Annotated in this window: 7 protein-coding genes and 1 pseudogene; 3 read left to right on the top strand and 5 right to left on the bottom strand. The window is 40.2% G+C overall.

The window, feature by feature from the left end; translation table 11 throughout:
- Positions 1-202: 202 nt before the first annotated feature.
- A complete protein-coding gene (locus D5018_RS04230) occupies positions 203-3,478 on the top strand; it encodes an invasin (RefSeq protein ID WP_121837756.1) in 3,276 nt (1,091 codons plus the stop codon).
- A 64-nt stretch (positions 3,479-3,542) separates the two neighbouring features.
- On the opposite strand, the gene astB is transcribed toward D5018_RS04230, so the two are convergent.
- Positions 3,543-4,871: an N-succinylarginine dihydrolase gene (astB, locus tag D5018_RS04235; protein WP_121837757.1), complete on the bottom strand. Its 1,329-nt coding sequence runs from the start codon at positions 4,869-4,871 to the stop codon at positions 3,543-3,545.
- 562 nt (positions 4,872-5,433) lie between these two features.
- On the opposite strand from astB, the gene topA reads away from it, so the two are divergent.
- On the top strand, positions 5,434-8,079 hold the full coding sequence (gene topA / locus D5018_RS04245) for a type I DNA topoisomerase (RefSeq protein ID WP_121837759.1): 2,646 nt from the start codon (positions 5,434-5,436) through the stop codon (positions 8,077-8,079).
- A gap of 64 nt (positions 8,080-8,143) precedes the next feature.
- Here the strand turns inward: topA and D5018_RS04250 are convergent, their stop codons facing one another.
- The 4 genes and pseudogenes from D5018_RS04250 to D5018_RS04265 form a co-directional block, all read right to left on the bottom strand.
- Complete coding sequence (locus D5018_RS04250) at positions 8,144-9,340, bottom strand: hypothetical protein (RefSeq protein WP_121837760.1); 1,197 nt, start codon at positions 9,338-9,340, stop codon at positions 8,144-8,146.
- Positions 9,341-9,537: 197 nt separating this feature from the next.
- Positions 9,538-9,642, bottom strand: a pseudogene (locus D5018_RS04255) (heavy metal-binding domain-containing protein); the annotation flags it as partial.
- 121 nt (positions 9,643-9,763) lie between these two features.
- A complete protein-coding gene (locus tag D5018_RS04260) occupies positions 9,764-10,192 on the bottom strand; it encodes a DUF6491 family protein (protein ID WP_121837761.1) in 429 nt (142 codons plus the stop codon).
- 164 nt (positions 10,193-10,356) lie between these two features.
- Positions 10,357-10,527: a hypothetical protein gene (locus D5018_RS04265; RefSeq protein ID WP_243637377.1), complete on the bottom strand. Its 171-nt coding sequence runs from the start codon at positions 10,525-10,527 to the stop codon at positions 10,357-10,359.
- 102 nt (positions 10,528-10,629) lie between these two features.
- Between D5018_RS04265 and D5018_RS04270 the strand changes: the two genes are divergently transcribed.
- Entirely contained in the window at positions 10,630-11,769 is a 1,140-nt protein-coding gene (locus tag D5018_RS04270) for an ISAs1 family transposase (RefSeq protein WP_121837762.1), read from the top strand.
- The last annotated feature ends 19 nt before the right edge of the window (positions 11,770-11,788 follow it).

The following is an 11,788-nucleotide window of genomic DNA, read 5'->3' on the forward strand; positions in this document are numbered from 1 at the left end:
AAAATTTGTTAAGGCGTCAAAAATAATGGAGGTGATGCTACCAAGAAATGCTATAAATTGAAATCTGTGTCAAAAAATACACAATTCTGAGGTGGTATTTTTTATTAAAAAATGTAATCTAAAGGTTAATAAATAATGTCCTAATGTAGCGTTTGGCTTATCTTTAGGAAGTACTTCTTATAGAATTGACAGGGAGTCTGACATGAAGTCAGGTTACAAACTTATACTTACGTTGTTAAGTTCATTTCTTCTTTTTGCTTGTGGCGGTGGAGGTGATCTTAAAGATGAGCCGACAAATGGTGGTGGCGGTGGTGGCACTCCACAGCCTGTCAAGACAATTTCGTTGGATATTTCAAACCAGGATATAACCAAAGACACTCCTGCAACATTGACTGTCACGGTTAAAGACTCATCCGGTAATCTTGTTAAAGATGAGCTTGTTTCGTTTTCCATAGAGCCCTCTGAGATTGGAACTTTCCTTAATAACGAGACAGGGAAGAAAAGAACCAATGAACAGGGTGTAGCGATAGTTCAACTTGCTGCGAAAACTCTTGAAGGGGATGGTCAAGTAACTGCTTCCATTGTCGATGGAACACAAACAAAAGCTATAACCAAAAATTTTTCGATGGTACACCTGATTTCGCTTTTTTCTTTAGATCTTCAAGTTCAAGATAATCAAGGTGATGAATTACGTAATATCTCTCTCGACAAACCAGGGCGAGTCGTTGCTACCCTTCAAAAAAATAATGCGCCAATTTCAAATGAAATTATTAAATTTGAGTTAGATGGGGAAGGAAATATTAATCCGTCAACAGGCACTGCATTAACAAATGGCGATGGCAAAGCTATTATCACTCTTCTAACTGGAACTCAGGCTGGTGCAGGGACAATTACAGCTAAATACCAGTTAGACACAAAGGAAAAAGCAGAACAATTTAATTACCAAGTTGCTGGTGATGCGCCGAAAAATGATGGAAACACTAACAAGCTATCTATAGGGCTTGTGAACAATAATACAGATCAGCAAACAAGCCACATATCTGAAGCGCAGCCCGGTAAAGTCATCGTTAATCTCACGGATGAAAACTCTCAGCCATTAATAGGAAAAGTGGTAAGTTTTTCTTCTACATTAGGTAATTTTATTCCAAACAGAGCTACGGCCTTAACCGATGCAAATGGTCGAGCTTCTATAACCATAACTGCAGGTAGCATTGAAGGTGCTGGTGAAATTACCGCAACTTATGGTGACAGCAATGTGCTGATTGGCTTTACCACCGCAGGTGATGATATTGATCCAGTCGCTGCAAGGCCAGTTGTTAGCTTCAAATTGTATAATTGTAATGGTGTTTCTAATTGGGATAGAAGCATCAAAAACTTTGAAGTTTGTGCTGAAACCAATAACGTAACAAATAAAGAGCCTGCAATTGTTGGAATTACAGTTCGACACTCAGGAAGTAATCAGCCAATCAAACAAGTGCTTGTTTCTGGTACGTCGACATTAGGAACCATCAGCCCTGAAACTGGGACAGCACTTACTAATGATGATGGTAAAGCAATTTTAGATTTACTCTCAGGTGAAAAAGTTGGAGCAGGTGAGTTAACGGTTACGGTTAAGGATATTTCTTCAAGCAAAGCTTTTGAAGTTGGGCGTTCAGATATCAGACTAAGATTGACTCGTCATCAAGGCACAGGAAGTTTACCAGCAGGTTCATCTACGGTACTTGCGGTACTCGTCGAGAATACCGATGGAACAGTGGCAACAGATCAACCATATTCAGTAGAACTCAACTCGTCTTGTAAAGCAGCGGAAAAAGCGACGATTGACTCTCCAGTAGTAACCAATGCTGGGCGTGCGTTCACCACTTATACCAGCACAGGCTGTGATGGTGAGGATATTATAACTGCATCTATACAAGGTGCGAGTATCTCATCTGAACCATTATCATTAACAACTGAGTCAAGAAAAGTTGGTTCTATTCAATATGTTTCAGCTACTCCTAAACAACTGGCCATAAAGAGCAGTGGTGGTATTCAGGGCGCTGGTAGCCGTAGTGAAACATCTGTAGTTACCTTTAAGTTAGTTGATGAAGCAGGGCAACCAGCGACTCAAGAGTTAGTTTGTTTTGAATTGAGTACCGCTGTAGGTGGGATGACTTTAAGTCCACAGCCATTAGCAGCTCATTATGATGACTGTTCTAACTTACCCGACGCTCCAGCGGATCTTACGTCACCTAATAAATACGCGACAGCATTTACAAATGGTGAGGGTGAAGTATCAGTGACCGTTAAGTCGGGCTCTGTTCCAACGCCTGTAAAAGTTTACGCGCAATGGAGTGGCAGTAGTGGGCAAGGACTTGATACGGTTATTTCAAACATTTCTGATGAATTAAGTGTTTCAACGGGTCTTGCCGATAATGATAGTTTTTCATTAGCTGGAGATGTATTAAATCCAGAAGCTTGGAGTATCGACGGTGAAGAGGTTACGGTTACAATTCGTTCTGCCGATCACTTCAATAACCCAGTGCCTGCAGGTACTAAGATTAATTTCAGATCTGAAGGGGGAACGATTGCATCTTCTTGTGCAACTGAAACCAATGAAGATGATTCGCCTAATGGTACTTGTGAATTAAAGTGGGAAAGTACGAACCCAAGACCTTTTCAGACCACTGCAGTTGTTTGCCCAAATAATGGATTTAATGGTGACTTGACTCCACCTTGTCACGGCTCAACAAGATTAGGTTACATTAATGGCACCAATTCAGTGATTGCAGAGCCAAGACCAGGGAGAGCTACGATTACCGCTTGGGCAATTGGAGAGGAAAGCTTTGTAGATCTTAATGGTAATGGCTTATACGACAGCGGTGAGCCATTCTCTGATATTGGTGAAGCCTTTAGCGATCACAATGAAGATGGGCTTTATCGAGGGTCTCCTCTTCCAGCAGGTGCGATTAAAGAAGAATTTATCGATTATAACACTAATCAAACCCGTGATGCTGGTGATGGCCTATATACAGGGTTGTTATGTGCAACAGGTTCTCAAGATGCTTGTTCACAAACAGGTGTAGACAATCTTCAATCACAATTAAATGTATATCGTAATATGGTGATTGTAATGTCTGGCAGCCAGTCAATGGTACGCTTGGTGAATATTGATGGCGATAATATTACGCCAGCAACTAACATCGACTTAGTGGCAAATCCTAGACCACATACAGTGTATGTATTCGTTTCTGATCAAAACAACAATACATTGCCAATGGGAACAACTGTTACAGCGGTAACGGATAATGGAGAGATCAGCGGGGCGAGGGAGTTTGTAGTTGGGAATAATATTTCTAATCGACCATTGCTCTATTCCTTTACCGTTGGACTAGAGTCCTCTGGAAACCAGAAAACGGTAGGTCAATTATCGATTACGGTTAAAACACCAAAAGGCTCACCAACAGTAGCTAGGCTACAAGTTAGAGATAATGGCTAGAATTGCTAGCTCATAGAAAAAAAGGCGCTAAATCAGCGCCTTTTCTATATGCAAAAATGACCAATTAACGTTGGAAGTCGTAAACACTTCCCAAGTTCATGATCTGGGTTAATTCATCCAATGCTGTGCGACATTCAACCAATAATTGTGGGTCAGCTAAGTCTTTTATTGTTAAGCTGTCACGGTAATGTTTCTCAATCCAAGCGTCTAAGCTCTGGTAGAGCTCATTGGTTAAAATGGTATTGGGGTTAACACCAGCTAATTCTTGTTGTTGAAGTGCGACTCTTAGACGCAAACATGCTGGGCCACCGCCATTTTGCATACTTTGTTTAACGTCAAAGTAATGAACGGCTTTGATTGGTGTATCCAAAGTTAATAGCTTGTCTAGGTACGCTTTAACGGCAGGTGTTTGCTCACACTCTTTTGGTGCAATAATGGCCATGCCGTCAGACAAAGATACTAATTGTGTGTTAAACAAGTAACTGGAAACGGCATCCTCAATAGAGGCTTCGCTGGTAGGCACTTTGATAAAGTGGACTTCTGTTCCCATTTTTTGTCTGATCTCATCAAACTTACGTTCAGTGTCGACAAAAGCTTGCTCGTGATAAAACAGTACATTGCGGTTACCGACAGAAATCACATCGTTATGGAATACACCTTGATCGATGGTATCTGGGTTTTGCTGCATAAAAACTGTGTTATCAGTTGTTAATTGATGTAATCGAGCAATGGATTGAGAGGCTTCTAAAGTTTGTCTGGCAGGAAAGTGCTTAGGGAAACTTCTGTGAGGGTTGGTCATCTCACGACCATACACAAATAGTTCTACACCTTTTGAATCATATTCAGAGCAAAGACGAGTGTGGTTAGCCGCACCTTCATCCCCAAAAAATGGGTGAGCAGGCAATGCATCATGATGAGCAAATACGTTTTCATCGACAAAGGTCGATTTTAAGATACGAGAAGTCGTCTCAAACTCAATACTTCTATGTAATTTTTCAATTAAATTAGCCGGAGTGATATGGACCTTATTATCTGCGGTATCTGCACTGGGTGAAATCGTTGCGGCATTAGCTGTCCACATACAAGAAGCACTTGAATAAGCGGCCAAAAGTGTAGGCGAATAGTCATAAGCTTGTTTTAAAATATCGGCCTCACTGCCAGTGAAACCAAGCTGTTTTAATTGACTGATAAAAGGGCGTTCTTGAGGAGCTAAGATCCCTTGGGTTAACCCAAGCTCTGTTAAGGCTTTGGCTTTTTGTAATCCTTGCTTTGCTGCTGCTTTAGGATTTGATGCTTGGTTTGCATTGGATAATGAAGCTACGTTACCAAATGATAACCCAGCATAGTTATGTGTCGGTCCTACTAGACCATCAAAATTCATTTCAATTGCCATGAGCATCCTTCTTATTATCGCTACTTTTTAATGGGAGGTATCATAGGTTGGAACGGCTAAATGTCAAACGAAACACTGAAGACTAAAAAGGAGGAATACTTATATTGGGCTGGCAGTTTGCTTGAATATTTGACTGAAAAGCATATCTATTAATGTATTTATGGATAAGGCAAGAGTGACTGATGTGGATTTTTTTATGATAAACGTCTTAGTCGTTAAGTCTTAGGTAAGATGTGATAGTTAGCCATCCGTTTTTTATGCTGTTTTGTTATAAAATGCTGGGTTATTCACATTGCTGTAACTCATATTTTTTTATAAATTCTCGATTATGGTCCATTTGATTATATTGTCATTCGACAAAAATTAGGATATTAATGAAAAAAGAAACGGATTTAAGCTGCCGTTCAAACTCTGCTCGATTGTTTTCACAAATAAACAACAATCGAGTAAAAATTGAGTTGGTAACATATATATATGTGGAATCTGCTTGAAACTGATGGCATAACCCTCTATATATGAAGCCAATTTTATCTTCACCAGCATTTTTGGCGTAAATCATACTATGGGAAAATCGCTAGTTATTGTCGAATCACCGGCTAAAGCCAAGACGATTAATAAATATCTTGGTAAAGACTTTGTGGTCAAATCCAGTGTGGGTCATATTCGTGATCTACCGACTTCCTCATCGGCTAAAACGAGTGGTGCAAGCAAAACGGCCGCTGAAGTACGAAAGATGTCGCCAGAAGAAAAAGCCAAATACAAAAAACAAAAAGATAAAAAAGCCTTAGTGGCTAGAATGGGCGTAGACCCTGAAAATGGCTGGAAAGCAAATTATCAAATCCTCCAAGGTAAAGAAAAAGTTGTCAATGAGTTACAAACCCTAGCGGCCAAAGCCGATCGCGTTTATCTCGCAACGGATTTGGATAGAGAGGGAGAAGCCATTGCTTGGCACTTACAACAAATCATTGGTGGAGATGAATCTCGCTATCAACGTGTCGTGTTTAACGAAATCACCAAATCTGCTATTCAAGAGGCTTTTAGTAAGCCTTCAGAGCTTGATACCAACATGGTTAATGCTCAGCAAGCGCGTCGTTTCCTAGACCGCGTGGTTGGTTTTATGGTGTCTCCTCTGCTTTGGAAAAAAGTGGCGAGAGGTTTATCAGCAGGTCGTGTTCAATCTGTTGCTGTTCGTCTTGTGGTCGACAGAGAAGCTGAAATCAAAGCCTTTATCCCTGAAGAGTACTGGGACGTCTTTGCAAAACTAAGTACCGCAGGTGGTGAAACCTTTAAGCTTGAAGTTGCTAAGCACCTTGGTGAAGCCTTTAAACCTAAGAACGAGGCTCAAGCACAAGTTGCCGTTGATGCGGTACAAGCCGCTTCTAATATCTCTGTAAGTGCTCGTGATGTTAAAGGCACTCAAAGCAAACCTTCTGCACCCTATATCACTTCAACCCTACAGCAAGCCGCAAGTACGCGTTTAGGTTTTGGGGTTAAGAAAACCATGATGATGGCTCAGCGTCTGTACGAAGCCGGTCACATTACTTATATGCGTACTGACTCTACCAACTTGAGTAAAGAGGCGGTGGATAGTGTTCGTGAAATGATTGCCAAAGAATATGGTGATGCATATTTGCCTTCGCACCCCATTCGTTATGGTAGCAAACAAGGCGCACAAGAAGCTCACGAAGCGATTCGACCTTCAAATGTATCGGTTGAAGCGGCATTCTTAAATGATATGGAGCGTGATGCCCAGCGTCTTTATGAATTGATTTGGCGTCAGTTTGTGGCGTGTCAGATGACCAATGCGCAATACGATGCAACCAAAATTAAAGTCCAAGCGGGCGATTACGAATTAAAAGCTACTGGTCGCACACTAAAATTTGACGGTTGGACTCGTGTTCAACCAGCGCTTAAGAAGAAAAACGAGGAAGAAAATGATCTGCCAATGCTAACCGTTGGCGATGCGCTTTCTCTTAAAGCTATTGAGCCTAATCAGCACTTCACCAAGCCACCTGCGCGTTTCAGTGAAGCGTCATTGGTTAAAGAGCTTGAAAAGCGCGGTATTGGTCGTCCATCAACCTACGCGACAATTATTTCAACCATTCAAGATCGTGGCTATGTGAAGGTTGAAAACCGTCGCTTTTACGCTGAAAAAATGGGTGAGATCGTCAGTGAGCGTTTGTTAGGCAGTTTCCCTGATTTAATGAGCTATGACTTTACCGCAGGCATGGAGCAAACGCTCGATGATGTGGCTCATGGTGAATTAGAGTGGAAATCTGTGTTAGACGGTTTTTATAAAGATTTCACTGGCAAGATTGAAGATGCTGAAAAAGAACCTGAAGAGGGCGGCATGAAGCCTAATCATATGGTTCTTACCGATATTGAGTGTCCAACTTGCCAACGCCCAATGGGAATTCGTACAGGAACGACAGGCGTGTTCTTGGGCTGTTCAGGTTATGCACTACCACCTAAAGAACGCTGTAAGACTACGATGAACCTGACTCCGGGTGAAGAAGCCATTAGTAGTAACGATGAAACCGCAGAAGTTGAAGCGTTACGAGCGATGCACCGTTGTAAGCTTTGCGGCACTGCAATGGATAGCTACTTAATTGATGAAGGGCGTAAATTACACGTCTGTGGTCAAAATCCAAGTTGTGAAGGCTACGCCGTAGAAAAGGGTGAATTTAAGCTTAAAGGCTATGATGGTCCAATCATCGAGTGTGACCGCTGTGGTCAGGATATGGAGCTGAAAAACGGTCGTTTTGGTAAGTACTTTGGTTGTACTTCAGATTCCTGTAAAAATACCCGTAAACTGCTTAAAAATGGTGAAGTGGCGCCGCCAAAAGAAGATCCAATCCAAATGCCGCATTTGCCTTGCACTAAGTCCGATGCTCATTTTGTACTGCGTGATGGCGCAGCTGGGATTTTCTTAGCGGCAAGCAACTTCCCTCGTTCTCGAGAAACTCGTGCGCCATTAGTGTCTGAGTTAGCTGAAATCAAAGAGCAAATTTGGCCTAAGTACCGTTATCTTGCAGATGCTCCAACGCAAGACGACTTAGGCAATAAGACGGTTGTTAAGTTCAGTCGTAAGACCAAAGAGCAATATGTGGTTGGTGAGCGTGACGATGGTAAAGCCAGCGGCTTTATTGCTAAGTTTATTGACGGAAGTTGGCAGGTAGAAGCTAAAGCTAAAGTGCCTAAAAAATAAATGCTCTAATTTGGGGAAATAAAAAAGCTGCATAAGTTGCAGCTTTTTTTTATTATTTTGTATATTACCAAAATAGTTTTTGAGCTATGTTGCGATAGTGCATATAAACTTGAGTTCTTACATCGGAAGGTACATCAGCGCTTCGAAGACATTCATCTAACGATTTTGTGAAGCGGGCAAGGCTCATTGAAGGGTTATTATCTTTTATTTCTAACAATATATTTTCTACACATGCTTGATTAGGAACAAACTCGAAGGCTGTGTTAAGTGAAATTTCTATAAGTTTGTCTTTCGATAAATTGAATTTAAACCCCACATGTAACCATTTTTCGGAAATGAGACATCCAATTTTCCTCATTTCTTCTTTTGGCATATGAACCAAATCTACGAAAGATGCTTTGCCAACAAAGGAAGGGAATGCTTTAGTTGTCTCATCTTCAGCTACTGCCTGTGGCAGGCGAAATGATTCAACCCTATTAACTATTTTCGGCATATAGCCTGAAACAGGATGTGAGATCGGTGTAGTGTCAGAAGGTTGTTCGCTTTGCTCTTCTTTAGGTAGTGCTGCTTCAATTATTTTATTTCCGGCATCCATTATTTCTTGCACGATTTGTTTTGATTGATTCTCAGTGAGTCCTAAAGTTATTAAATCCTGATATAACTCATCAAAACTTTTACCAACTACAGTCAGTTGCGTATCACTTGAACTGTGTTTTGCATCTGGCTCTTTTAATTTAATTGCATTATTCACTTCTGCGTTAAATTTGTTATCTGCTGCAGATATTACAGCATTTAATAGTGCCTCGGTTTGGCTTTCAGGTACCCCTGCATTTATAAATGATTGAATCAAATCACTACGTTTACTAGCCATAATGAAAGGATCGTCATCTATTGAATCTTGCTTTTTATCATGACCTATTTGCACCAATTCATCAGTCGCTTTTACTCTATCTCTAACAGTATATTTTTCTAGTAAGATTTTTGGAGTCATTTTTTCAGCAAGGGATGCAGATTGATTTCTTACTGCTGTATGAAATAATTCTATGTTAGGTTGTGATTCAGGTTGAGCCCAATTGTCGATAACCCAAAGGAGTTTGTCTCTATCAGATTCACCAGATGACGATACTAGATGCTGAATTAGCTCTGAAGGTACTTTTAAGTCTGTTGCGACTTCCTTCCAGTGAGGAGATAGAGTGTCGACGGTATCACGATAAAGCTCATCAATTTTAATACTTGTAAATTGAGGTTTAGAAATAGCCATGTTGAGTAATAGTTAATTGAATGATAAATTAAATGTAACTCAGGGTAAGGATTGCGCAAGCTGGATTAAATTATGTTAATTGTTGATTAATAGTGGTTTTTTAGGTTTAAATCAATTTTTTGAGCATGGTGTGTGAGTTTTGTCTTACTTATTTGAGTGAAATAAGCCCGCTTTTAAAAACAGCCCGTATAGAAAGTTTATGCTGCTCTGAGTTTTACCGCAGTACCAAATACCATAAGTTCGATAGAGCCATCCATTACAGAGCTAGTGGTAAATTTTATACCAATAATTGCATCAGCGCCTAGTAATACTGGAAGACTTTAGTTTGGTTTTCCAAAGTATTTCACCATCACTTTTTGAACGCAAACAGCGTAATTACCAATGCCAAGAAATAATCGTTCCATGATTCTGTTTCCTTATTTGCTAATCTTGCTTAGATTTTCCAATATTAACAAGGTGATCAGACTGCTCTTTGCTTAGAGGGTAGATGCTATCGACATAGCATTTCAAACTCATTTCATCAACAGGCTGAATAGTGTCACCCATTTTATCGAAAACAAGATCAGTAAACTGCTGTATTTTGATGCTATTTGCAAAATCTAAACCTTGGCAGTTACTTCTAAATTTGATTAGGTAATCTTTGTTTAGAGAGACGGTTAAGATGAGATATCGCTCAGTAAGCTCTTTCCAGCCAGAATATCGAAAGCTGCGTATTTTATTTATTTCACTGATATTTTGCTGCTTAACATAGTCAGAATAGGCTACATTCTTTTCAGAATCAGGAACACGGTTTGCAGTTGCACAGCCAACTAACAATATTGCTGTGAGTGAAGCAATGAGTAGGTTTCTCATAACGGTCTCCTAGTTACATTTTTAACAATGTATATTTTAGACCAGATAATGAGAAATAAGTTTCGGGCATTCAATAAGATGGCAGGTACAAGCTATGAGTTAACAGCGGTTACTCGATGTTGTTAGCTTGTACCTGTTTGATTTGAGTTACAGATAGCTAGCGATTATTTATCACTTTCATAACTGTAAGCATAATAACCATAGCCATATGCATTAGTCGCACGTTTTTGTACTGCGTTGAGAATAAATCCTTTGACTTCAACGCCTGCTTGAGAAAAACGGTTTTGCGCAACCTCGATTTCTTTCAGGCTGTTTTTAGCAAAACGACCAACCATTAGTGTAGTACTAGGGCAAACGGGTCAAAAATAAGCAATTAAGTTTGATCGTTTGCCAACCAGAATCGATCGTGGTTTATAATTCTTTGCCTGTTAAACACCATGAAAACTACCACTATTAGCCAGCACTTTGCCAATCTTCCAGACCCACGCATAAAACGCACTCAACACCATCCTTTAGTAAATATCCTTACCATTACTTTATGCGCTGTCATTTGCGGTTGCGATAACTTTAATGCGATTGAAGAATATGGCAAATCGAAAAAGCAATGGTTTGAAACATTTTTAGATATGCCTCATGGTATTCCCAGTCATGATACCTTTAATGATGTTCTCAACCGCTTATCTCCGAAAGCTTTCCATGCAGCCTTTACTGAGTGGGTAAAGCATCTTTGTGAACTCAATGAAGATATCATTCCTTTGGATGGAAAAACATTACGAAGAACAATTGATAAGGTTAACGGCGTTGCGGCTATTCATATTGTTAATGCTTGGTCAGTTAAGAACAATCTCTGCTTAGGGCAAATGCGAGTTGATGATAAGAGTAATGAGATAACGGCCATCCCTAAGCTGTTAGAGCTGCTTGATATTGAGGGAGCAACGATTACGACAGATGCAATGGGATGCCAATTTAAAATTGCAGATAAAATTGTTGAAAAACAAGCTAATTACATTTTTGCGCTGAAAGGAAGCCAAGGTGAATTTTTCGATGACATTAAGCTGTTTTTAGACACGGAATTGGAGTCAGGATTCAATCGTGTTACTCATGATGTATTTGAGGAAATCGACAAAGACCATGGTCGCATTGAACAAAGAAAAGTTTGGGTGACTTCAGATGTGGAGTGGCTGAGAGAACGTCATAGCAAATGGTCAAGCTTAAACAGTATCGCTGTTGTGGAATCAATCAGAGAGCAAAAAGGAATAGAGAAAAGCATGGAAAGGCGTTACTACATCAGTAGCCACCTAACACCTAAAGCCGAGTACATAGCAGGTGCTATACGTTCTCATTGGTTCGTTGAGAACAAGCTTCACTGGCAGTTAGACATTAGCTTTGATGAAGACTCGTGTCGCTTAAGAAGTGGCAATGCGGCAGAAAACATGGCAACAATGAATAAAACGGCACTCAATATGCTGAAAAATGAGAAAACAGCAAAAGTTGGAATAAAAAGCAAACGGTTAAAAGCTGGCTGGGATGAAGATTATTTGATGAAGGTTTTAACCGTGGGCAAACTGAGTGTCTAATTTAGACCCGTTTGCCCTA

The sequence above is a fragment of the Parashewanella curva genome (genome assembly GCF_003675895.1).
In the GTDB taxonomy this organism is placed as follows: Bacteria; Pseudomonadota; Gammaproteobacteria; order Enterobacterales; family Shewanellaceae; genus Parashewanella; species Parashewanella curva.